General features: G+C 57.3%; 18 protein-coding genes. 15 read left to right on the plus strand and 3 right to left on the minus strand.

The genetic code is table 11. The features are described 5' to 3' along the window. The first annotated feature begins 38 nt into the window (after positions 1 to 38). The 8 genes from QP109_RS04585 to smc all read left to right on the plus strand — a co-directional run bounded on the left by QP109_RS04585 (position 39) and on the right by smc (position 12959). The gene (locus QP109_RS04585) at positions 39 to 890 is read left to right on the plus strand and encodes a DUF4349 domain-containing protein (protein WP_285023591.1); all 852 of its coding nucleotides are present in this window, start codon (positions 39 to 41) and stop codon (positions 888 to 890) included. 346 nt (positions 891 to 1236) lie between these two features. Beyond that, complete coding sequence (ileS, locus tag QP109_RS04590) at positions 1237 to 4515, plus strand: isoleucine--tRNA ligase (protein WP_285023593.1); 3279 nt, start codon at positions 1237 to 1239, stop codon at positions 4513 to 4515. Positions 4516 to 4652: 137 nt separating this feature from the next. Then, positions 4653 to 6320 (plus strand): bifunctional folylpolyglutamate synthase/dihydrofolate synthase, encoded by a 1668-nt coding sequence (locus tag QP109_RS04595; RefSeq protein WP_285023595.1) that lies wholly within the window; start codon positions 4653 to 4655, stop codon positions 6318 to 6320. A 95-nt stretch (positions 6321 to 6415) separates the two neighbouring features. Further along, positions 6416 to 7408: a dihydroxyacetone kinase subunit DhaK gene (gene dhaK, locus QP109_RS04600; RefSeq protein ID WP_285023597.1), complete on the plus strand. Its 993-nt coding sequence runs from the start codon at positions 6416 to 6418 to the stop codon at positions 7406 to 7408. Positions 7409 to 7416: 8 nt separating this feature from the next. Continuing rightward, positions 7417 to 8049 (plus strand): dihydroxyacetone kinase subunit DhaL, encoded by a 633-nt coding sequence (dhaL, locus tag QP109_RS04605; RefSeq protein ID WP_101627235.1) that lies wholly within the window; start codon positions 7417 to 7419, stop codon positions 8047 to 8049. Further along, positions 8046 to 8747: a dihydroxyacetone kinase phosphoryl donor subunit DhaM gene (gene dhaM / locus QP109_RS04610; RefSeq protein ID WP_285023599.1), complete on the plus strand. Its 702-nt coding sequence runs from the start codon at positions 8046 to 8048 to the stop codon at positions 8745 to 8747. The genes dhaL and dhaM overlap by 4 nt, the downstream gene beginning before the upstream one ends. 121 nt (positions 8748 to 8868) lie before the next feature. After that, positions 8869 to 9321, plus strand: a complete 453-nt coding sequence (ndk, locus tag QP109_RS04615; RefSeq protein ID WP_101627233.1) for a nucleoside-diphosphate kinase — start codon at positions 8869 to 8871, stop codon at positions 9319 to 9321. A gap of 122 nt (positions 9322 to 9443) precedes the next feature. Continuing rightward, positions 9444 to 12959, plus strand: coding sequence for a chromosome segregation protein SMC (gene smc / locus QP109_RS04620; RefSeq protein WP_285023601.1), 3516 nt, complete (start codon positions 9444 to 9446; stop codon positions 12957 to 12959). Between the two features lie 144 nt (positions 12960 to 13103). On the opposite strand, the gene QP109_RS04625 is transcribed toward smc, so the two are convergent. Continuing rightward, entirely contained in the window at positions 13104 to 13325 is a 222-nt protein-coding gene (locus QP109_RS04625) for a DUF7455 domain-containing protein (RefSeq protein WP_006681584.1), read from the minus strand. A gap of 172 nt (positions 13326 to 13497) precedes the next feature. Here QP109_RS04625 and QP109_RS04630 point away from each other — a divergent pair, with 172 nt between their 5' ends. The 3 genes from QP109_RS04630 (at position 13498) to QP109_RS04640 (ending at position 17879) form a co-directional block, all read left to right on the plus strand. After that, on the plus strand, positions 13498 to 15600 hold the full coding sequence (locus tag QP109_RS04630) for a DNA gyrase/topoisomerase IV subunit B (RefSeq protein ID WP_285023602.1): 2103 nt from the start codon (positions 13498 to 13500) through the stop codon (positions 15598 to 15600). A 216-nt stretch (positions 15601 to 15816) separates the two neighbouring features. Continuing rightward, a complete protein-coding gene (locus QP109_RS04635; RefSeq protein WP_285023652.1) occupies positions 15817 to 16755 on the plus strand; it encodes a GNAT family N-acetyltransferase in 939 nt (312 codons plus the stop codon). An 83-nt stretch (positions 16756 to 16838) separates the two neighbouring features. After that, a complete protein-coding gene (locus QP109_RS04640; RefSeq protein ID WP_285023604.1) occupies positions 16839 to 17879 on the plus strand; it encodes a GNAT family protein in 1041 nt (346 codons plus the stop codon). A gap of 47 nt (positions 17880 to 17926) precedes the next feature. Here QP109_RS04640 and QP109_RS04645 read toward each other — a convergent pair whose 3' ends face one another. Then, on the minus strand, positions 17927 to 20401 hold the full coding sequence (locus tag QP109_RS04645; RefSeq protein ID WP_285023606.1) for a DNA gyrase/topoisomerase IV subunit A: 2475 nt from the start codon (positions 20399 to 20401) through the stop codon (positions 17927 to 17929). A gap of 68 nt (positions 20402 to 20469) precedes the next feature. Between QP109_RS04645 and QP109_RS04650 the strand changes: the two genes are divergently transcribed. Further along, positions 20470 to 21003 carry a DUF5998 family protein gene (locus QP109_RS04650; RefSeq protein ID WP_101627227.1) on the plus strand — a complete coding sequence of 178 codons (534 nt, stop codon included), beginning with the start codon at positions 20470 to 20472 and terminating at the stop codon, positions 21001 to 21003. 5 nt (positions 21004 to 21008) lie between these two features. Then, on the plus strand, positions 21009 to 22148 hold the full coding sequence (locus QP109_RS04655; RefSeq protein WP_285023607.1) for an alkaline phosphatase family protein: 1140 nt from the start codon (positions 21009 to 21011) through the stop codon (positions 22146 to 22148). A 68-nt stretch (positions 22149 to 22216) separates the two neighbouring features. Here QP109_RS04655 and sepH read toward each other — a convergent pair whose 3' ends face one another. After that, on the minus strand, positions 22217 to 23377 hold the full coding sequence (gene sepH, locus QP109_RS04660; RefSeq protein WP_285023609.1) for a septation protein SepH: 1161 nt from the start codon (positions 23375 to 23377) through the stop codon (positions 22217 to 22219). A gap of 174 nt (positions 23378 to 23551) precedes the next feature. Here sepH and QP109_RS04665 point away from each other — a divergent pair, with 174 nt between their 5' ends. Together QP109_RS04665 and QP109_RS04670 are read left to right on the plus strand one after the other, a co-directional pair. Further along, complete coding sequence (locus QP109_RS04665; RefSeq protein WP_101627224.1) at positions 23552 to 23854, plus strand: DUF4193 domain-containing protein; 303 nt, start codon at positions 23552 to 23554, stop codon at positions 23852 to 23854. Between the two features lie 9 nt (positions 23855 to 23863). Continuing rightward, positions 23864 to 24505 carry a DUF3710 domain-containing protein gene (locus QP109_RS04670; RefSeq protein WP_285023612.1) on the plus strand — a complete coding sequence of 214 codons (642 nt, stop codon included), beginning with the start codon at positions 23864 to 23866 and terminating at the stop codon, positions 24503 to 24505. Positions 24506 to 24509 lie beyond the last annotated feature (4 nt).

Genomic DNA, 24509 nt, shown 5'->3' on the forward strand with positions numbered 1-24509 from the left:
CAAGCTCAACAACGAGTTCTGACTCCAGTGAGGCGTCCGTGGGTCAGAACTACGACTATGGCTCCTCTACGAGCGAGGCGAGTAACTCAGACTTTGACTCTTCGTATGACTCGAACAGCGAATCGCAAGGAACAACGGTTGAAGCCCACGTTATCGTCACCGGTCATTTGCTCCTCGATGTTGCTGATCCCAGCGAAGCGTTAGCTCAGGCCTCCACTATCGTCACTGAAGCGGGTGGCTCAGTTGCTCATTCTTCCCTGCAAGGAGAATCGGATTCACCGTGGGGCAACGCAACATTCAAGATCCCAGCCAATAGCTTCGAAGAAACTCGTCAGAAGCTGGCAGAATTGGGGAAGGTCACTGATCAATCGACTGATACTGCCGATGTGGGGGCTGAAGTCACTGACCTTGACGCTCGCATCACAGTGTTGGAAGCGTCTATCGCACGTCTTACCACTTTGATCGATCAGGCAGAGACGACATCGGATCTCTTGGAAGCCGAACGCGAACTTACAAGTCGTCAGGAAGAACTCGACAGCCTGAAAGCACAGCGCGCCTGGTATTCCGACCAGGTGTCGTATTCAACTCTTGAGGTTTCTTTTCATTCGACAGCGATCACTCCGGTCCCCTCAAGGTCGGCATGGGAAGAATCCTGGCAGGCCTTCTCCAGGGGAATCGCAGGACTTGTGTATGGACTGATCATGTTTGTCCCATGGCTTATCGTGATTATTCCGATCACGCTATTTTTCGTGTGGCTTCATCGTCGTAGAGTGGCCCGCCGGCGCGCGCGAGCGGAGGCACCGCCTACCATGTCTACGGAAACTGAGCCCGAGGCTCAGGGCGATCCCGTTGCTCAGACAACGAATACGCTGGTCGCCCGCAACAAGTGACCGGGAAGACTCACCGTTGACGTTGATCCCTCGCCGGAGGGATGTGAGGGATAAGCCACGTGGACTGGCTCGGCTCTCAGTCGTCATTTCAGCTACGATAAACACCAACGTTGATCCGGCCGGCGCCACACGGCGCGGGGTATCACCGGGGAGTTTTCGGAAGAACCGGGCGCGCTCGCAGTGCGCCCACAGTAGAACCGAACGGGTGAGCCCGTTACAGCGAATAAAAGAAGCGGCTTTGCTCCTGCGGTGCGCACGCATCGGGGTGGTAGAGCAAGCGGGGTGGTACCGCGGGTCCCAGTGAAGCTGGTCCTCGTCCCTGTGATTCGAACAGACGAGGACAACAATGACGAAGCACGGCTTTTACCCGCGTCACCGCGACAACGAGGTGGACGCAAGCCCGTCCTTCCCGCAGATGGAAGGCGAAACCCTGGCCTTTTGGGCCGATAACGATACCTTCCGTAAGTCCATTGAGGCGCGACCTGCTGGCGAAGGCGGTCAGAACGAGTTCGTGTTCTACGACGGCCCGCCTTTTGCTAACGGCCTTCCGCACTACGGTCATCTTCTGACCGGCTACGTCAAGGACGTTGTTGGTCGCTACCAGACGATGCTCGGCCACCGCGTTGAACGTCGTTTCGGCTGGGACACGCACGGTCTGCCCGCTGAGCTCGAGGCGCAGCGTATCCTCGGCATCGAAGACGTCACTGAGATCACCCGCGAAGGTGGCCTCGGCATCGAGAAGTTCAACGAGGCCTGCCGTTCGTCTGTTCTTCGTTACACGAACGAGTGGGAAGACTACGTCACCCGCCAGGCTCGCTGGGTTGACTTCTCCAACGACTACAAGACGCTCGACCCGAACTACATGGAGTCGGTCATCTGGGCATTCAAGACCCTCTATGACAAGGATCTTGCCTACCAGGGTCACCGCGTTCTGCCGTACTGCTGGCACGACCGCACCCCGCTGTCCAACCATGAGCTCAAGATGGATGACGATGTCTACCAGGATCGTCAGGACAACACGGTCACCGTTGGTATGCGCCTCGAAGAGCCTCTTGTTGAGGGCTCTGACAAGGGCGAACTGGTCCTGATCTGGACTACGACCCCGTGGACCTTGCCCTCGAACGAAGCTGTCGCCGTTGGCCCGACCATCGACTACGTGGTCGTGCGCGTTCCGGCTGACCTTGAGTCCCCGGTTGCCGGCCAGGATGTCATTGTCGCTGAGGGGCGTCTTGGCGCATACGCGAAGGAACTGGGCGAAGAACCGCAGATCGTGAAGACTTTCAAGGGTAGCGAGCTTGCGGGCAAGCGTTACTTCCCGATCTTCGACTATTTCGACAACGCCGATCACCGTGCCAAGGGTGCGGCTCCCGGCCCGGACGGCTGGACGATCATCCCCGGCGATTACGTATCGACGGAAGACGGCACCGGCCTGGTCCACATCGCACCCGCATTCGGTGAAGACGACATGTTCGTCTGCCAGGAACGCGGAATCCTACCGGTCATTCCGGTGGATGAAGGTGGTTGCTTCACGTCTGAGGTTCCCGACTACCAGGGCATGCAGGTATTCGATGCGAATAAGCCGATCATCGTTGATCTGCGCGATGCTACTGGTCCGCTGGCCCGTGTTCCCGAAGGCAAGCGCGCCGTTCTGGTTCAGCAGAAGTCATATGTTCACTCCTACCCGCACTGTTGGCGTTGCCGTAAGCCGTTGATCTACAAGGCTGTGTCCTCGTGGTTCGTGCGCGTCAGCGCTATCCGTGATCGCATGGTCGAACTCAACCAGGAGATCACCTGGGTTCCTGAGCACACCAAGGACGGCATCTTCGGAAACTGGCTTGCCGGCGCTCGCGATTGGTCGATCTCGCGTAACCGCTTCTGGGGTGCGCCGATCCCGGTCTGGCGTTCGGATGACCCGAACTACCCGCGCGAAGACGTCTACGGTTCCTTTAAGGAACTTGAGCGCGACTTCGGCGTGAAGGTAGACAACCTGCATCGTCCGTTCATCGATCAGCTGGTTCGCCCGAACCCGGATGATCCGACGGGCAAGTCGATGATGCGCCGTATCCCGGATGTTCTCGACTGCTGGTTCGAGTCTGGTTCCATGCCGTACGCGCAGGTTCACTACCCGTTCGAGAACCAGGAATGGTTCGAGTCGCACTACCCGGGCGACTTCATTGTCGAGTACATCGGCCAGACGCGTGGCTGGTTCTACACCCTGCACGTCCTGGCGACCGCTCTGTTCGACCGCCCGGCGTTCACGAACGTTGTCTCGCACGGCATCGTTCTGGGCGATGACGGTCGCAAGATGAGCAAATCCCTGCGCAACTACCCGGACGTCAACGGTGTGTTCGACACCTACGGTTCGGATGCGATGCGTTGGTTCCTCATGAGCTCGCCCGTCGTCCGCGGTGGCAATCTCATGGTGACCGATACGGGCATCCGCGACACGGTTCGCCAGGTGCTACTGCCGATCTGGAATACCTACTACTTCTTCACTCTGTACGCGGGGGCGGCGAATGGGGGCAAGGGGTACGAGGCCAAGGCCTGGAACCTCAACGACGAAGCGGTGGTTTCCGTCTTGTCGAAGATGGACCGCTACCTGCTGGCACACACGCGCTCGCTCGCAGCCGATGTCAAGGCTGACCTGGATTGCTATGACATCGCGAAGGCATGCGAGCATGTCCGCGATTACCTGGATGTTCTGACGAACTGGTACGTGCGTACTCAGCGCCAGCGTTTCTGGGACGAGGATTCGGCTGCGTTCAACACGCTGTACACCGCTCTTGTCCGTCTGTCTGAGATCGCAGCTCCGTTGCTCCCGTTGCTCAGCGAGGAAATCTGGCGCGGTCTGACCGGTGGTGAGTCTGTCCACCTGGCCTGCTTCCCGGTGATCTCGGATCTGGTTGCTGACGACGCACTGGTGTCCGCAATGGACGAGGTCCGCGACGTTGTCTCAACGGCACACGCCCTGCGTAAGAACCATCACCTGCGCGTTCGTCAGCCACTTGCCGGCATGACGATCGTCTCTGAGCAGGCGGGTGCGCTCGGCCAGTTCGCTGAGCTTGTTGCCTTCGAGGTCAACGTCAAGGACGTTCACTTCCAAACGCCGGAAGAATCCGGTTTGCGCGCGAACATCGAACTGTCGCTGAATCCGCGCGCCTTTGCTCCCGAGCTCCGTAAGCTGACGTCTTCGCTGTTCAAGGCGCAGAAGTCGGGCGAGTGGACCGTGAACGAAGACGGTAGCTGTGTTTTTGCGACCGTCCAGCTTGACGGCCAGCCGGTTGTTCTGACCGGCGAGCAGTTCTTAGTGACCACCACCGTGGACGCTGAAGAAGGCCAGGCGGCGGACGTCATGAGCAATGGCACGGTGGTCCTGCTTGATACAGAGCTGACCGCGGAGCTGGAAGCTGAAGGCTACGCGCGTGACGTGATCCGCGCCGTGCAGGATGAGCGTAAGAACGCCGGCCTGCACATTGCTGACCGCATCACGCTGAACCTTGTTGTTCCTACTGATCGCGTGGACGCCGTGAACGCGCATACTGAAATGATCGCCCACGAAACGCTCGCCCTTCATGTGAACGTGGAAGCCGGCGAGAAGCTCACGGTGAGCGTCGCAAAGCACTGATCATGTGATCGCGTGACTCGGGGCTGGGATCACATCACTACGAAGTGCTCCCAGCCCCGAACCGTATAAAATAGGCGGGTTGCTTTTAACTGCGCTCACTTTCGATGCGCCGGGCAACATGCGCTCTGGAGGCCCTCATGTCGAACGATCACCCCGCATTCTTTGGCGATAGCGAGGAAGAAGCGGTTGCAGGCTCAATCCCTGCGGATTTGATTCCCTACCTTGAAGCGGCTGACGAGCCCGATGAGTTAGCACTGACTGACGTAACGGATCACGGGCACGATGCCGAAGAGACTGAACTGCAAACTGCTCTGCGGAACCTCGTCGAATCCTCCTTGCTCCTTGGCCCGGATCCTTCGATTCTCGCCGAACTGGAAGGCGATATCGACGAAGACTTCGCCGACGACGCCGAGGCAGCGCGCGCAGAACACGAAGAGGCTCTCGCGAAGGCTGCAGATTCGGTTGAGCTGGATGCTGCAGTGGCTAAGATCTACGAATCAATCGTCGAGCGTGCCCCCGAACACGACATTGAGCCGAGCTTGGATCGCATCCGGATGCTGCTCGATATCCTGGGCGATCCGCAGAATACATTCCCGACCGTGCACATTACGGGTACGAACGGCAAGACGTCGACCGCACGCATGATCGATGCGGTGCTAACTGCCTTCGGCGTGCGCGTCGGACGATTTACGTCTCCGCATTTGATTGATGTGCGCGAGCGAATGAGTATCGAAGGCGCACCAATTTCCCGCGAAGCCTTTATTGCAGCCTGGAACGATATCGCGCCCTACGTCGAGATGGTCGACACGAAGTCGGTTGCTAACGGAGGAGTGCGCCTGTCGTTTTTCGAGGTCTTTACCGCTCTAGCGTTAGTAGCGTTTGCGGACCACCCGGTCGATGCGGGCGTCATCGAGGTCGGCATGGGTGGAACGTGGGATGCCACGAACCTCATTGAGGCCGGCGTTTCGGTGATCATGCCGATCGATCTGGATCATACGAAGTGGCTGGGCTCCACGATCCGTGAAATCGCAGAAGAAAAGGCCGGGATTATCAAGCCCGGTCAGATTGTCGTGATCGCCGAGCAACCCGAAGAAGCACTAGAGGTCCTGTTGGACCGCGCCCGCGAAGTCGATGCGATCGTCCGCCTTGAAGGCCGAGACTTCGAGGTTATTGATCGCCAGATGGGTGTTGGCGGTCAGCTGGTTACTGTCCGCACTCCTTCCGCCACCTACACTGACGTTTTCGTTCCGCTCTTTGGCGAACACCAGGCCCACAATGCGGCGGCTGCTCTGGTTGGCGTCGAAGCGTTCATGGGCGGTCGCGCCTTGGATGCAAAGATCGTTGAAAATGGCATGATGACGGTGACTTCACCGGGACGCCTGCAGGTTGTGCGCACATCCCCGACAATTCTTGTCGACGCTGCACATAATCCCGCAGGTGCTCGCGTCCTCGCCGATGCGCTTGACGATTCCTTCGCGTTCGCTCACGTTGTCGGCGTGTACTCGGCGATGGGAGACAAGGACATCGAGTCCGTTCTTGCCGAAATGGAACCGCATCTGGACTCGATTGTCATCACCGAAATGCCCGGCGAACGTGCTGCGAATATCGAGCAATTGCGCGAAATTGCAATCGATGTCTTTGGTGAAGACAGGGTGGAAGTACGCGACAGTCTTGGCGAAGCAGTTGATCGTGCGGCGACCCTTGCTGAAGCCACCACTGACCCCGCAGACAAATGCGGCGTGGTCGTCTTTGGCTCGGTCGTTCTTGCAGGTCACATGCTTGATCTTGCCGGCATTCGTCCATAGGGGTCAGCGAGCCTTCTTTGTGCTAGTCGAGTAGCAAAAGTCGTGGCACCATAGTCCCAGAGCATGACCGCTCTGTTTTGATGCAAGGAGGCACGATGAAGAAGCTGGTCAATGACGTCCACAACGTCGTCAAGGAAACCCTCGAAGGATTTGGCTTGGCACATGCGGATATGGTGAAGGTCCATCTTGATCCCGATTTCGTTACCCGCGCAACCCCGAAGGTAGGCGGCAAGGTCGGTCTGGTTTCCGGTGGTGGCTCTGGCCACGAACCGTTGCATGCAGGCTTTGTCGGCCTGGGCATGCTGGACGCCGCCGTTCCTGGTGCCGTTTTCACGTCCCCGACCCCGGATCCGATCCTCGAAGCCACAAAGGCTGCCGATCACGGTGCAGGCGTCCTGCACATCGTGAAGAACTACACCGGCGACGTCCTCAACTTCGAGACTGCCGCCGAAATGGCTGAAATGGAAGACATCGAGGTCCGTTCCGTTGTCGTCAATGATGACGTCGCGGTCGAAGACTCGCTGTACACCGCAGGCCGTCGTGGCGTTGCCGGCACCGTCTTTGTTGAGAAGCTTGCCGGTGCAGCAGCAGAACGTGGCGACGACCTTGACAAGGTCACCGAAATCGCTCAGCGTGTGAACGATGAGATGCGTTCCATGGGCCTTGCACTTGGCCCGTGCACGGTTCCTCACGCAGGTAAGCCCTCCTTCGATCTTGGCGAAGACGAGATCGAGCTCGGCATCGGTATCCACGGTGAACCCGGTTACCGTCGAGGCAAGATGGAAACCGCTGACGCACTGGTAGAAGAGCTCTATACCAAGGTTCGTGATGACCTGAAGCTTGAAAAGGGGCAGCGTGTGATTACCCTGGTCAACGGAATGGGGGGCACACCTTCGTCCGAGCTCTACATTTGCCATCGTCGACTGGCTCAACTGCTGGAAGAAGACGGCATTAAGATTGCTCGCACGATGGTGGGCAACTACGTGACCAGCCTTGAAATGCCTGGCGTTTCTGTCTCCCTGCTCCGCGTGGATGACGAAATGCTTGAACTGTTCGATGCGCCGGTGGCAACACCGGCATGGAAGTGAGGGACTAGATGGCGCTAGATACTGCATGGGCAATGCGCTGGATTGCGCTTACTCGCGTAGAGATTGGTGCTCAGCGTGAATACTTGATCGATCTGGACCGCCAGATCGGCGACGGTGATCATGGCGAGAACCTCGATCGTGGGTTCGGCAAGGTCATGGAAGCCTTCGAAGCAACGCCTCCAACTAGCGTTCAGGACTGCCTGAAGATCGTTGCGAAGACTCTGATGTCGACGGTCGGTGGGGCTGCTGGTCCTCTGTACGGAACGGCCTTCCTGCGCGCAGCAAAGGTGGCTGTCGACGAACCTCTGACCGGTGAAGCTGTTGCTGCCCTGATCGGCGGTGCTCTCGGTGGCATTCAGGCTCGCGGCAAGGCAGAGCGTGGCGAGAAGACCATGGTCGATGCGTGGGGTCCGGCGTATGACGCAGCGAAGGCTGCCGCAGAATCTGGCGCCACACCTGAACAGGTTCTGGCGGTTGCTTCCCAGGCCGCTCATAAGGGTGCTCTCGCCACTGAACCTCTTCAGGCAACCAAGGGTCGTGCTTCCTATCTGGGAGAGCGTTCCAAGGGACACCTTGATCCGGGTGCTGTGTCGTCTGCGATCATCCTTGCGAAGGCACTTGAAGCAGCTGAGGAGGAATGATGGCGCGCGTTGCATTTGTCATCGCAAGCCATTCGGATCTTCTGGCTCGTGGCGTGGTCGAACTTGCCCAGCAGATGGCTCCCGAGGTTTTCTTCCAAGCCGCGGGTGGCACTGATGAGGGCGGGATCGGTACATCCTTTGACAAGATTGACGCCGCTGTCAGCGCCTGCCTCGATAAGGTTGGCGATGACGATGGTGCGGGTGTTGTGATCCTGACAGATCTTGGTTCAGCCACGATGACGGTTGAATCAGTTCTGGACTTTGCTGACGATCCCGATCACCTGAAGTTCATCGAGGCTCCGCTTGTTGAGGGTGCTGTCGCGGCTGCAGTGCGCGCTCAATTGGGTGATTGCCTGAATGACGTTGCCGATGCTGCGCGTAATGCGATCGGACCAATGATCGAGCTTCACTCCAAGCAGCAGGATCAGCAGGCTCCTTCAGCTCCAACCGATGGTGTCACGGACACGGCGGTTGTTGCTGATCCGGTTGGTCTGCATGCTCGTCCGGCAGCTCTTCTGGCTCGTCTTGCAGCCACATTCGATGCCGAGATTCTTGTGAATGGAACAGATGCTGCTTCCGTTCTTGAAATCATGGCTCTCGGTGTGAAGCAGGGAGAAACGGTTGAATTGCGGGCTACTGGTCCGCAGGCAGCTGAGAGCATTGTTGCTCTCAAAGAGATGATCGAAAACGCGTCGTGATGCGGTGTGGCTGTGGTGGATATTCATCCGAGTACCACCACAGCCATGTCGTGTGAGCGATGATGCGATCATCGATTACGATATTGATTCCTTGAACAACTTGTTAATGAAAGGAGGGCGAATGCCAACTCCTGATCTGCTCGACCCGAATAAGGAACACACTCTGATCCTGGTCAAGCCCGATGGGTTTGCTCGCGGTCTGACCGGAGAGGTCCTGCGTCGCATTGAAGCGAAGGGCTATGTCCTGAAGGGCCTGAAGATTAAGAAGGCCTCCAGGGAACTCCTTGAAGAGCACTACGCGGAGCACCGTGAGCAACACTTCTTTAACGGAATGGTTGATTTCATGAGCTCAGGCCCGCTCGTTGCCATCGTGGTTGAAGGTGACCGCGTGATTGAGGGTATGCGTATCCTCATGGGCACAACAAACCCGACCTTGGCTGCTCCTGGAACTATCCGAGGCGATCTTGGACGCGACTGGGGCTCGAACCACGTGGAGAACGTTGTTCACGGTTCCGATTCCCCGACTTCTGCTGAGCGTGAGATCGCACTGTGGTTCCCTGAACTGTGTTGCTGAGACTATCGTGTATGAGTGTGAACCTGTCCGAGGAGCACGCATCAGCGCATGAAAAAGTGGCGTTTGCATCTGCAGGCGCCACTTTTCTTATTCTTCGCACAGTTTCCACGTATCCTTGACCCGTGCACTTAAAGACCCTGACGCTACGCGGGTTTAAGTCTTTCGCGTCTGCGACGACGTTGAAGCTTGAACCCGGGATCACCTGTGTCGTGGGTCCGAACGGTTCGGGTAAGTCGAACGTTGTGGATGCACTTGCTTGGGTGATGGGCGAGCAGGGCGCGAAGAGCCTGCGTGGCTCTAACATGTCGGACGTCATTTTTGCCGGCACATCGGGACGCCCGGCTTTAGGGCGTGCGCAGATTGATCTGACGATCGATAACTCAGATGGCGTGCTTCCCATCGAATACACGGAAGTAACAATCACCAGGACGCTGTTCCGTGGCGGGGGCTCCGAATACGCAATTAACGGTTCACCTGCTCGACTGCTTGATATTCAAGAATTGCTGTCCGATACGGGCATGGGACGTCAGATGCACGTCATCGTGGGGCAGGGGCGCCTAGACTCGATCCTTCAAGCAACCCCGGAAGATCGTCGCGGCTTCATTGAAGAGGCGGCCGGTGTGCTGAAGCATCGCCGGCGTAAAGAGCGTGCGCTGAAGAAGCTCGCTGACATGGATCAGAATCTCGTGCGTGTTCTGGACCTGACTGAAGAGATCCGACGCCAGCTGGGTCCTCTTGCGCGCCAAGCGAAGCAGGCGCGCAAGGCCTCGTTGATCCAAGCACGAGTGCGAGACGCGAAAGCTCGCTTGCTCGCCGACGATCTTGTGAACGTGCGCGAGAAGCTTGAACGTCAGTCGCATATTGATACCCGTCTTGAAGAGCTGAAGCATGTGCATGAAACCAAGATTGCGGATCTGCGGGCATCGATTGAGGAAAGCGAACGCAATCAAGAAGCTCGCGCTCGCAATGCGAATGATGCGACGCGAGTCTGGCAGGAAGCGACCAGCGTCCATGAGCGTGCGAAGACAACGCTCGCAATTTCTGCCGAGCGCGTCAAACAGTATTCGCGCCCCGAAGCTACCCCGACGGGTGAAGACCCGGATGTCTTGGACCAGAAGGCATTAGCTGCTTCGAATGAGGACGGGGACCTTCTCCAGCGTGTTCAGCAAGCCCAACGTGAATTGAGTGGCCTCGTACGTGCCAAGGAACAAGCGGAAGACGAAGATCAACGCGCAGCCAAAGAACTCGCCAGGGTCAACGCGCTCGTCGCTGACCATCGTGAGAAAGTGGCGCGCCTGACGGGTGATGTTGGGAGTGCTCACGCCCGATTGGAAGCCGGTGAAGCAGAAGCCGGTCGTGCTCGTAGCGCGCTCGAAGCTGCACTCGCGCGAGCTGAAGAAGCGAAGAAAGCCGTTGAGGACGCGCCCGAAGAATCGGGTGGCGATTTCGATGTGAGTCGCGCGCATACGCAGGCGGGCATCCATCGAGATCAGGCACGAGCAAAAGTTGATGCCCTCCTTGCCTCTGAACGCGAAGCTCGCGCTGATCGTGCTCACTGGGAAGCGCGCCGTGATGCCCTGACCCAGCTTCTTGCGCGTGACGATGACACAGCTCACCTGCTCGATCATGACCACGTGCTGGGTGCCGTCCAGGATTTCGTGAACGCCCGCCAAGGAACCGAGAACGCGATCGCGACGCTACTTGGCCCATTTGCGGACGCCGTCGTCATGGATTCCCTGGATTCTGCGCTCACTCAAGCGCGCGACGCCCAGGAGTCCAATAGCGGCCAGTTACGGATGATGATCGCGAATGAGGACGAGGCCTGGCCTACCAAGCAGAAACTACCCGAGGGCCTGACGTGGGCGCGAGAGTGCGTGACACCAGACCCGAAAGTCGTAGCGAGCGTTTCAGCCTTGCTTTGTGGCGCAGTAGTTGCCAACGATCTTGATGCTGCTCAACGTGGCATTGCGGTCGACACAGTGGACGTTGCCGTTACATTGAGCGGAACAATGGTGACTCGTTCAGGTGTGATAGCAGCCGGACAGACAGCCGACTCATTACTTGCCATCAAAGCCCAACACGAAGCAGCCGCTACGAAGGCCGAGGCAGCACAACACACGTGCGAAGTTCTCTCTGATGAACTCACGGCAGCGAATACTGCGCTGGACGTGGCAATACGCGCAGCGAACGAAGCCCTGAAAGCTCTGCGTGCCCACGACGCCCTGCAGGCTGAACGCGCTCAAAAGACTGCACGACTTCAGTCCGCGCTCGCGGCCAGTGAAGCTGAGGTAGGCCGTGGTCGTGAAGCGCTCAAACGCGCCGAGGATCATGTCGAATGGGCTAAAGAACGTGTTGAAGAAGCGCGATCAAAAGTCGAAACGGTGTCGGAGAGTCCCTCTGAAGACGTCGACGCAGCGCGTGATAAAGCTGAGGTTGCTGCCAGAACGGCGAAAGAAGCCCGTGAAGCGGAAACCTCAGCGCGGCTGGCATTGCGAGCATTGGAAGAACAATCAAGACAGGCTGCTGCGCGTGCCCGAAACCTTCGCCAGGCAGCAGCAAAAGAGCGCGAAGAGCGGGGCCGTTATGCGAAGCGCGAAGCTCAACGCCAGGTTGCGTTGCGTGCTGCAACGGAGATTGAGGCCGACGCGCGTCGGGCAGTGAATGAGGCTGCCCAGCTGCTTGCTATCGCCTCGGCCCGCCAGACGGCGGTTGGTGAAGAAACTCGGCAGGCAAATGAGCGCGTTGGCGCCCTGCGCTTGGCCTTGGATGAAGAAATGAAGCGCCTAGCTGACGTTACTGGCGAGGTTCAACGTGACGAAATTGCGCGCACTCAACTGGAATTGCAAGCGAGTGATGTTGAGCGTCGAGCAATGGAAGCCCTTGCGCTCGATGCTGACACTTTGATTGAAGAATACGGACCCCATACCCTGGTACCCGTTTTCCCATCGGACCCGGATGAAGAAGTCAACGAAGAAGGCCAGCCTTTTGTTCGAAGCGAACAAGAAAAGGCTTTTGAGAAAGCTTCAAACGAGCTGGTGCGCCTGGGGCGCGTGAACCCCTTGGCTTTGGAAGAACACGATGCTCTGGCTGCTCGTCATGCATTCTTGATGGAACAGGTAAAAGACCTCAAAGAATCGAAAGCCGATCTGATGAGTATCATTACCGATGTGGATCGACTGGTTGAAGAAGCATTCGTTTCCGCATTTGAAGACACGAAGAAACAGTTCGCGCACACCTTTGACGTTTTGTTCCCCGGCGGTACAGGTGACCTGATTTTGACCGACCCAGATTCGCCTCTGACCACGGGCATTGAAATTGAAGCTCGCCCCGCAGGCAAGAAGGTTAAGCGAATGAGTTTGCTATCGGGTGGTGAACGCTCACTCGCAGCTATCGCTTTCCTCGTCGCGATCTTTAAAGCTCGCCCATCTCCGTTCTACGTGATGGACGAAGTTGAGGCCGCACTCGACGACGTGAACTTGTCGCGTCTTCTGGCAATCTTTAAAGAGCTACGTGAAGAATCTCAGCTGATCGTGATCACGCACCAGAAACGCACTATGGAGATTGCCGATGCGCTCTATGGCGTCTCGATGCGTGATGGTGTGACAGGAGTTGTTTCCCAACGTCTTGCGCGCTCATAATGCCTTGTTAGTTTGAGAGAGCCTTGTCCGCATCTTTATGTTTTCTGCCCGCGCGATAACAAAGACAATGGGTACGCCAGATGGCGTACCCATTGTCTATTCAGTAGTCGCGGCCTGGTCACATGGAACCGAGACAGCAGATGATCAGTTGTCCTTGTTCAGGAAGTGACGTTCGTCGAGGATCGAGGCGCCCGACAGCATAAGGGCGTCAAGGTTTTGCGTCGCGTGGTGGGCGCAGAAGAACAGTTGGAAGCCGGATGGCATCGTGGCACGCAGCCACGCCTTCGCGCCACACTTGTCGCAACGATCGGCGGCGTTGAGAACCGGGGCCGTTGAGGTTTCTGGCTGAAGTGAAAGCGTTGTCATGTTTCAATCACACACTAAAGAGTCGGTAATGTCGCGTTCAAAAGCGATTGTTCACCCTCGGCGCAATCCGTACGCGAGTGTACTCATCATGTGAGCCAGTGGAACACGCGTCATCTGGAAGAATACGGCGAGGTGAAATGGCGCTCATTCGATGATTCTTTAAGATAAGCGGGTGACTTCTTCATCTGACTATTCGGCACGGCACCTCAGCGTCCTTGAAGGACTGGAAGCTGTTCGTAAGCGCCCCGGTATGTACATCGGTTCCACGGACCACCGCGGTTTGATGCACTGTCTCTGGGAAATTATCGACAATGCCGTTGACGAGGCTCTTGAAGGTCACTGCGACACGATCAATGTGCGCCTGCACCCTGATTATTCGGCGTCGGTGGCTGACAACGGTCGAGGTATTCCGGTTGACGAGGTCCCCGGTGTCGGTTTGTCAGGCGTCGAGGTCGTGTACACGAAGCTTCACGCTGGCGGTAAGTTCGGTGGCGGTTCCTATGCGTCATCGGGTGGTCTGCACGGCGTGGGTGCATCCGTTGTGAACGCGCTGTCCGCGCGTCTTGACGTGCAGGTTGACCGCGGGTCAAAGACATGGGAAATGTGCTTCCGTCGCGGTGAGCCCGGCGAATTCGACGATTCGAAGCAACGCACCCCGAATTCACCGTTCACTCCGTTTGAAGAATCCTCGCAGCTGAAAACCGTTGGCAAGGTAAAGAAGAATGTCACCGGTACGCGTGTGCGTTTCTGGGCTGACTTCCAGATCTTCCCGTCAACCGAAGGATTCTCATGGGAAGGCTTGTGTGCGCGTGCACGACAGACCGCATTCCTTGTTCCCGGCCTGACCATCAACTGCTGGGATGAGCGCGCAGAAGAAGAGCTTCACGAGTCATTCCGCTACGACGGTGGCGTCGTTGACTTTACGAACTGGCTGGCCAACGATGGTCCTGTGACTGACACGTGGCATATTCAAGGTGAAGGAACCTTCACCGAAACCGTTCAGGCACTCGATCCGTCAACGGGTCACCTTGCTGCGACCGAAGTGGAACGCACGTGCCAGGTGGATTGCGCCTTGCGATGGGGGATTGGCTACGATACTTCACTGCAGTCATTCGTCAACATTATTGCGACCCCGAAGGGTGGCACACACGTTGCCGGTTTCGAGCAGGCTGTCTTGAAGGTGTTGCGCGCGCAGATTGATAAGAACGCGCGCAAGCTGAAGGTGGGCACCAAAGATGGGCGTCCCGAAAAGGAAGACGTCCAAGCGGGTCTGACTGCCGTTGTCACCGTCCGTTTCCCCGAACCGCAGTTTGAGGGGCAGACCAAGGAAATCCTGGGTACACCACAAGTCCGTACGGTCGTGTCTCGCGTTGTCACCGACTGGCTGAATGCGAAGTTTAATTCCTCAAAACGCGACGACAAACAGCAGACATCTTCGCTGATGGAAAAGGTTGTCGGCGAAATGAAAGCGCGTGTTTCAGCGCGTATTCACAAGGAAATTTCGCGTAAGAAGAATGCGCTTGAAACATCCTCTCTGCCCGCGAAGCTCGCAGACTGCCGAATGGAAGATGTCGTAGAAACCGAACTGTTCATCGTCGAGGGTGACTCGGCACTGGGGACGGCAAAGGCGGCACGCAACAGCCAGTATCAGGCGCTCTTCCCGATTCGAGGCAAGATCCTGAATGTCCAAAAGGCATCGACAGCGGATATGTTGGCGAACGCGGAATGCGCGAACATTATCCAGGTGATTGGTGCAGGATCAGGTCGAACTTTCGATCTTGATTCCGCCCGCTACGGCAAGGTTATTTTGATGACTGATGCTGACGTTGATGGCGCGCATATTCGCACATTGTTGCTCACCCTGTTCTTCCGCTATATGCGCCCCATGGTCGAAGCTGGCCGAATTTACGCTGCTGTTCCACCGTTGCACCGCATTGAAGTGAGCGCTAAGGGACGCAAGCCTCGCGAACTGATTTACACGTATTCCGAAGATGAACTCCACAAGAAGCTTGCTCAACTGCGTAAGGCGGGGCGGACGTGGAAAGAACCGATCCAGCGCTACAAGGGCCTGGGTGAGATGGACGCGGACCAGTTGGCTGAAACCACCATGGATCGCGCGCATCGTTCCCTGCGACGCATCACCCTTGATGATGAAGACGCTTTGCGCGAAGCAGAAGATGTGTTCGAACTGCTGATGGGTTCCACGGTGGGACCACGTAAGGATTTCATTGTCGAAGGATCCTCTGGCATCGACCGCACGCGCATCGACGCCTGAAAACCCCCTGTCGCACCGACGCGTCGGGCCTCGTCTTTTCGCACCGTGTGTATTGAGCACCTGGCCGCTGAGACCTAGCGCGGAACCTTCCCGCGTATGTGACCAAAGGCCCGATGCGCACGTACACTAGGATCCATGACTGGACTTGCGCAACGTTTGAAGCCACCAGCCTCAGTTTCGTATCCGGGCACCCACATTGGATTGAGGTGGCGTTCGATGATCGCCTCCGACGCTCCGGGTGTTTATGACGTGATTCGCCAGGTTGAGGCTGCTGATGAGATGCATCATCGTATGAGTGCATCCGACGTCGCCGACATGGTGGAAGGTCGCACGAAAGATTTCTGGATCGATGCGCTTGTCGGTATCGATTCAGACAATCGTATTTGCGCAGTCGCAGCCGTTCGAGTCCTCACTTCGCTCTCAGATCATGCTGCCGCCGAGGTCAACGCCTACATTCATCCGCATTGGCGCGGACGTGGATTGGGTCGAGCTCTCCTCTACTGGCAAGATGGTCGTGCCCGTCAAATGCTGGTCGAAACATTCGGAGCGGACTCGAAGGTCCCCGCATCAATTTTCAACTTCGTTGACGCCCACATGACGGATCGTCGTCGTTTGTATATTGCGGCGGGCTTCTACGCGAAGGCTACGTTCCAAGTGATGTACCGCGAGCTTCTGGGGTCCGAAAAGGCTCGGAAGCCTCGCCACGGCTATTCGATCATTCCGTGGTCCGATGTTGATATGGGTAGTGCGAAGGCACTGTACCTGCGTTCTTTCACTGAGCACACCCTGCCCTACTTGCACGAGGTCTGGTGGGAAGAATCTACCTCGCATTTGGATCCTCGCTGGTCGTTCGGAGCAGTATCTGAGCAGGGTGAACTGGCTGGCTGTTTCGTCGTGGGACGCCCCGTTGAACGGTGGGCCGCGACCGGTAAGACAGAGGCATACGCGGAACTCCTGGCCGTTGATCACTCGCATCGTGGGCACGGGCTTTCAACCGCGTTGATTGGTGCAGCGGTGGCGGCGGCCGCTGAATCGGGAATGTCCAGGATCGGATTGGATGTGGATACGAAGAATGCGTCGAACGCGCATTCCATCTACGAGCACCTCGGTTTCCTTGACGGGCCCGCGCAGGTTTTCTATACGATTGACCAATAAGTTGTCCTGCGTCTAAGCGTGCTCGTGGGGAAATACGGGGACGTGAATGTCCCACAATCTGGTGTTGACAAGAAAGGACGCGCATGTCTGACAATGCGTTGACGGGTGAAATCCCGCTGGCTCGTCGTGCAGGCGCGCCCGACGACGTGCCATTCCCGCCGTCCCATCATGGGATTGTCTGGGAAGAACTCAGCATGAATCGTCTGCATGAATTGGCGACGCTGATTGCGCGCATGGAAGCGCAGGATAATCCTCCGTATCGCACCAGTGTCGACGAAGTCGAAGAGATGCTGTCGGCTGAAGGCTGGCGTGGGCTGGCCGGTATGACGACTCGTGGTATCGCGAAGGGACGCATGGTCGCTTACGGTCGCGTTGCAATGCGCCAGAGTGGTCGTGTGGAGTGCCTGTGCGAAGGAGGCGTTGACCCGTCGTTCCGTCGCATTGGCTTGGGCAGTTCGCTGGTTGAATGGCAGGAAGCAGTTTCGCGTCAGATGCTTGCTACAGCGGATACGGATGCGCCGGCTCAGATCACCATGCTTGTCGAGGCGGGTGAAAATGAGCTGGAAGAGCAGCTTCAGTTGCGTGGCTTCCACTGGACCCGTTCGTACTATGAACTTCGCGCGGATCTGTCCCAGATTCCTTCGACTCCGGATCTTGGCCGTTATTTGACGATTGAACCTTGGTCGGATGAGTGGGATGAACCGGCGCGTCACGCCGCGAATCGGCTCTCCGAGATTGAGTGGGGTAGTCCTGCCCTCACTCGCGAACAGTGGCTGAAGGGACGTACTTCTTTCGTCCCGCAGTGGTCGTTCGTTGCCGTGGACCGCAGGGGTGACCGTCCGTGCGTGGTTGGTTTCCTTCTTGCCTCGAAGTACGTCCAGGACTGGGCTGCTCTTGGTTGGCGCGAAGGCTATATCGACCAGATGGGTGTCTTGGAAGAGGCGCGTTCGGATCACGCCGTCGATGCCCTGATTACTTCGTCGATGCGCGCGATGGCAGCCGATGGGATGGATCGTATAGGCGCTGGGCTCGGAAGCGCGAATCATTCCAGAGCGCTTGCCGTCTACGATTATTTGGGTTTTGTGACGGTGGGCCAGACGCGCTTGTACGCGATCGACGTGTGACGAGGCCACGCCGGCACTTTCGCACCGGCGCGAACCGTTGTAGCGCCTTAGCCGATGAGGGTGATCGGAAGAACCACGGGAGTACCTGACCCATCGCGACGTTCGTCAACGTCGGGCAAATCAACGGGGGAGCCATCAGCTGAGGCGCCTCGAGGTTGACGGTCACCCACCCACGCCAAGTCAATGCGGTCCTCACCGCGCAGGAAACGCTGGGCGCGGACGCCTTGACCACCGCGACCCTTGACCGGGTAGAGCTCCAGCGGAGTTACCTTAGCGGTCGTCTGACCCGTTCCCGGCAGTGCTCCTTCAGCCGCAGCGACGGTGACGACGAAGGAGTCTGATGATACTGGCAGAGCCCAGAATCCGAGTGCGTGGGCATCATCATTAAGCTTCATACCAGCCATACCACCGGCGGTGCGACCCTGCGGTCGTACCTTCGACGCCGGCGTACGAAGAAGCTGCGCGTCGGTTGAAATAAAGACAAGATCGTAGTCGTCGGCACACGGTCCGAAACCAACCAGACGATCACCGTCATCCAGTGCGATGACTTCCCATTCGTCACGGGCAAGTACATCCGGCTTCAAGCGCTTCACGGTGCCGTGAGCAGTACCCATCGCATATACCTGGTCTGATGCGGGATCAAGCAAACCGATCGCGGGAGAATCCGTGTGCAAGAGCAGAGATGCGGGCGTGGCTGCGGCCAGCGACAATCCTGTATCGAAGCGGGGGAGTGCGGGTAGGTCCACGACCTCCACGCGGTGAGCAACACCGTCTGCTGTAACAACCGCGATCTGAGAACGTGCGGTTGACGACAATTGTGCTATCCACCCGTCGTGGCTGGCACGAGGCCCCGGTTCTAGCGGGTCTGAGCCTTCAACCCGCGCCAGACCACCGTTCGATGACAGTACAACGACGCACGGGTCATCAGGGATCTGCAGGTCCATTCCCTTGCCGGATTTCGATGTTGCCGGCAACGTAGCAGCCAAGGCGGCGCCACTTATCGCCTCGTTCCCCGATTCGGCTCCGGCAGACGACAGCAACAGAGTCCGCCGGGGAGTGCCCAGACGCTGAGCAACATCGCGCAACTCAGAGATGACCAGGCCTCGCAACATCATCGGATCGGAAAGAATCTCTTCAAGGTGTGCGATCGTTGCTTGGAGTTCATCGCGTTCGTTCTCTAGCTCGATGCGCGAGAACTTGGTCAAGCGACGCAGGCGGAGCTCCAGAATGTAGTTCGCCTGAATATCGGTCAGGTCGAAGGCAATCTTCAGTCGCTCGCGAGCGGTTTCCACGTCGAAAGATGAACGAATAATCGCAATGACGTCATCAATATCGAGGACTGCGATCAACAAACCTTCAACTAGGTGAAGGCGATCCTGAGCCTTACCCAGACGGAACTTCGTGCGTCGCGTTGTCACGTCAAGACGGTGGTCGACGAATACGCTCAGCATGTCTTTCAAACCGAGGGTACGAGGCTGACCATTGACTAGGGCAACGGCGTTGATCGAGAAGGAATCCTCAAGAGGCGTGCGCTTGTACAGCTGTTGCAGGACCGCTTCGGGGTTGAAACCGTTCTTGATTTCGATGACCAAACGCAGGCCGTGGATACGGTCGGTCAGGTTCTGAACCGACGAAATACCCTTCAGACGCCCGGCATTAACGTTTTCCTTAATCTTTTCGATGATCTTTTCGGGGCCGACCATGTAGGGCAGTTCGGTGACGATCAAACCCATCTTGCGTGCGCTGACGCGTTCGACTCCGACCTTTGCGCGAGTCTTGAAAGCACCGCGACCAGTTTCGTAGGCGTCTTTGATGCCATCGAGTCCGACGATGACGCCACCTTCAGGCAGGTCAGGTCCGGGCACGAAACGCATCAGGTCGGCGACGGTGGCGTCCGGATGCTCAATCAGATGAATGGACGCTGCGATTGTTTCAGCAAGATTGTGCGGGGCAATATTCGTTGCCATACCAACAGCAATACCGGAAGCACCGTTGACCAGAAGCTGGGGGAATGCCGCTGGGAGTACTTCGGGTTGCATGAACTGGTTGTCGTAGTTCGGCACGAATTCAACCGTGTCTTCATCCAAACCGGTGACAAGATCCAACGCGGAGGGAGCCATACGGGCTTCGGTGTAACGCGCGGCTGCGGGGCCGTCATCAAGAGAGCCAAAGTTGCCGTGTCCGTCGACTAGGGGAAGACGCAGGTTGAACGGTTGAGCGAGGCGCACAAGAGCCTCGTAAATTGCCGAGTCACCGTGCGGGTGAAGCTTACCCATAACCTCGCCGACAACACGCTGGGACTTCACGTGGCCCTTGTCGGGGCGAAGTCCCATCTGATCCATCTGGAACAGGATGCGTCGTTGCACGGGCTTGAGTCCGTCGCGTGCGTCTGGGAGTGCGCGAGCGTAGATGACAGAGACGGCGTATTCCAAGAAGGAGGTTCGCATCTCTTCGGAGACATTGATTTCACTGATGTCTTCGTCCGCAACGGGGAGTGGTTCTACGAGGTCCTTCTTAGCCATATTCGCGATTATCACGGGCGAAAGAACCTCTGTTCGACTCCCACGCCGAACGCGGGCACAATTAGAGGGTGAACACATGGGATCGAATCAATCGAACGGGCTTTTTCCCCCAGCTTGTTACCGCATCTTTGAAGCGCGCGTTGGGCGGGCAGACGCCACGCGCCACTCTGTGCCAGGTGGATGCTGCTTTTGATCAGGGGTCGGTTTTCCGCCACCTGTCATTGGCGACTCTGACTGACAGCGTGCTGATTCATATGCATGTTGATGAACTCGAAGATGGTGGAGCGTCCGTTGGCATGGGAATCTTCCCGCTTTCGCGTTTGGGGACGGTGTCGTCGATTGAGGTCTATCGTGAGGCGATGACATCAATGTTTCCTGCGGAGCTGACCATCTCGGTTGATCTGGGTGCAATGCGTCGTAGCGAAGTTGAGCCCGCTCAATGTGGCGATCCCTCGTGCACAGCGGATCACGGTTACACGGTCGCATCTTTCCCCGATGATTTGAATTTTCGTATCAGCGTCGACGCTGATGGCGTGGATGCAATGACTGAAGCCAGGCAGTTCGTGGACCTGCTTTCATCTGCTACTCGAGCTCACCACTGATCGCCGTGGCCACTTCACCCGTTTTGCTTCCCGCATGGGCAGATGTGCCTTCGCAGGCTGACCCGTGTTTGGCTGATGTTTTTGGTGCCGCTTTGGCGTGTGCCGGTCTGCCACTGGGGGACGAGACCGCCCGGGCTCGTTTATCGCTTGACCGTGAAGAGGGGCAGCTCCTGATCATCTTGGTCGATGGCTTGGGCTATGTTCCCTTGATGTCTCACCTTGGACACGCGTCGACCTTGCGGGCAGTGCGCAATGACATTGTGAGCCTTCACACGATCGCGCCATCGACGACAGCCGCTGCGATTACCTCTTTTGGAACGGGGGAAAAGCCTGGGAAGACGCGGATGGTGGGCTATGCGGTTGCCCGGGGGGATTCGGTGATGAATCTTCTGGCGTTTGAGAATGGTCCAGATCCTCTGGCGTGGCAAGAATGCCCGACTTACTTTGAGCGCCTCAGCCAGCAGGGGGTGAAGTCCGCAGTTATTTCTCCGCCGACGTTCGCTGGTTCTGGCCTGACGAAGGCTGCCTTAAGGGGTGCGCGCCACGTGGCTGGTAAAACCTGGGATGAGCGTGCCAGTGCGGCTCTGCGAGAGCTCAAGAAAGGTACGCAGGTCGTCTACCTCTACTGGTCAGAAATCGACCATACGGGCCATGGGCATGCAGTGAGCTCCTGGGAATGGTCCGATGCTCTTGAAGCCTTCGATGCCGGATTGGGGCGCCTGCTTCTACGCTTGCCCCGCAATGTGCGTACGGTACTGACTGCTGATCACGGCATGATCGATATTGACCATGGTGCGTTGATTGATCTTGCGGATCGTCCAGATCTTGCCGACGGTGTACGTGTCCTTGCCGGAGAAACGCGCGCTGTTCACATTCATACTGAAGCTGGCCGTGAATCCGAAGTGATTGACCGTTGGAAGAATGAACTGAGTGATGTCGCGTGGGTACTCGGTTGCGATGAATCTGCGGGCCTCTTGGGTGAAGGCCCAGGTAATAACGAAATCGGCGCGGGTATCGCGTTCTTTAATGGACGCGCAGGCCTCGTTGATTCCAGATCACAAAAGCCGGAAATGATCGCGATGCCCGGAGTCCACGGTTCCCTGACCGAAGCTGAAATGCGAATTCCGCTGATCAGGCTTTCCTGAGTCCGAGACGTCAGCAAAAACGAAAACCCACGAGCATCATGCGTCGTGGGTTTCTCGTTTGAAAACGACTACTTCGACTTTGAACCGAATACGATCTCGTCCCAACTGGGAACAGAACGACGACGAGACTTCGACTTCTTCGCGCTAGCTGGCGCTGAAGAGTGAGGCTCTTCAACAAGGTTTTCAAGACCTGGCAACGACTGATCATCATAATCAGCATCCGAATCGGTGGATGTCTTCGTTGCGGGCGCGGTCTTCTTTGCAGAAGGAACCTTCGTCTCCTGGGTCTTCGAGTTGGGAGTTTCCTTGTCGTTTGGTGAAGAAGTACGCGCGCTCGGAATCGGTGTCGATGCGGACAGTGTATCGAGAACAGGGAATTCTAAGCTCTGTGAAAGGTCCTCTTTCTCTTCCTCTTCCTTCGTGCGAGCATGTGCCAAGGAGTAGATGCGAGCCGAAATTGAAGAATCGGTCAAAGTGGCCTGTTCGAACTCTTCGGGGTCAAAATCCTCGTCATCGAGGTCATACTCGATGTCCTGAGGCTTTCCGCGACTCGCATTCAACTGATCAATGATCGCTTCACGTGCGCGAACTTCTTCGAGGTCTGCAGGATCCAACGCCTCGGGGGCGTTTGGCTGCAGGGGAGTGAAGATTGAAGCCGCAGGAGTCGACGACTGGGTTTCAGTCAGCCACTGGGCTTCCTGGTCGATAGCTTCAAGAGGACCGGTCTTCGGCAACAGCCAATTGGCGGCGTGTTCTGACGCCGACTGTATGAACGTCAAGCAAATCTGCCAGGGGCCAACACCTTCGCGACTTGCACTCCATTCCAAAGTCGAGGGATCGACACCGCGTGCGGCCAATCGATCAATGACAAGCTCACCCATCTTCGGGCCGTCCGCTACCGAGCCAATGCGCTTATTCTGCGCGCGCTGGAGTGCGTATTCTTTTTCAGCCTGGATGGGGCTTTCGAAGGAACGCACCATCTCGATATCGCATGCGTGGGATGTGGCGATTTCTTCAGGAGTAGCGCCAGCGCGGAGCAGGCTCTGAATCTCGCGGGGAGAGATTTGCTGACGCGCCGGGCTGGGTGCTGGCTCGAGGTGCATACGATGACGACGGATTGACCCGCGAAGCTCGTCAGTAATAGGGACTTGGTAGCGTTCCCCGTTTGGATCGGTAAAGACCAGCGTTTCGCCGTCTGCGCCGATACCGAGAAAATCGAGCTCGATCATGAGCACCTCCTACAGTTCATCAGCGAAATGTTCTCAAACTGTAGGCACTAATCGTGATTGAACGCGCCGCAAACTCCTAAGTGGTGGCATTCGTCTCCCAACAGTGTTATATTCCCTCCGCCGATACAGTTCATGATCAGATCATGAAATAACCCGCCCGAAGGGACGAAACTCATGGCTACCGATTACGACGCACCTCGTAAGAATGACGATGATGTTGCCGAAGATTCAATCGAGGAACTGAAGTCGCGTCGAGGTGACGCTGGTTCCGCTGAAATCGAAGAAGACGAGACCGAAGCAGCTGAGAACTTTGAGCTCCCCGGTGCTGACCTGTCGAAGGAAGAACTGACCGTTCACGTTATTCCCCGTCAGGATGACGAATTCACCTGCTCGTCTTGCTTCCTCGTCCACCACGCTTCTCAGCTCGCCTACGCTGACGACGCTGGTCTGCCGGTGTGCACCGAGTGCGCGGGCTGAGGCGCTATCTTGTTTTTCTCTCGAAAGAAAAAGGCTGAAGCAACCGACACTCCCGAGCTTGGAGCGCAGGTAGCACCTGAAGAAACCGTTGACCCGCTTGACTTGCCGGGTCCTCGCTCGGTTGGCGAGTGCGATACGTCCAACGGCTACATCGATATGGGCTCCTTGCTTCTTCCAACCGTCCCCGGTGCCCAGTTGCGTACCCAGGTCGGCGATGACGGTCGCTCCGTTCTCAAGGTTTTGATCGTTATCGGAGACTCCGGTCTGCAGATTTCTGTTGCTGCAGCACCTCGAAGCGGTGGCGTGTGGGATGAAATCCGCGAAGAGATCCGTGCCGGATTGCTGAAGGATTCTGCAACAGTCATTGATCGCGATACGCGTTACGGGACTGAGCTCCAAGCTGATATTCCAGTCTCCCTTCCGGATGGCCGGCAGGGGACCTCGCGGATGAGGATCATCGGGCGTGAAGGCGACCGTTGGTTTGCGCGCATTGACATTCTTGGCCCTGCGGCTCTGAGCGATGAGGCAGGCAAAAACTTCGAGTCGATCATTGACCGAATCGTTGTCGTTCGCGACGATCAGCCACGCGCTCGCCTTGGGTTGCTTCCTCTTCACCTTCCGAACGAAGAAGTCGAGATTCCTCGTGTCTAAACAC

This window comes from Pauljensenia sp. UMB9872 (assembly GCF_030212665.1).
GTDB classification, from domain to species: Bacteria; Actinomycetota; Actinomycetes; order Actinomycetales; family Actinomycetaceae; genus Pauljensenia; species Pauljensenia turicensis_B.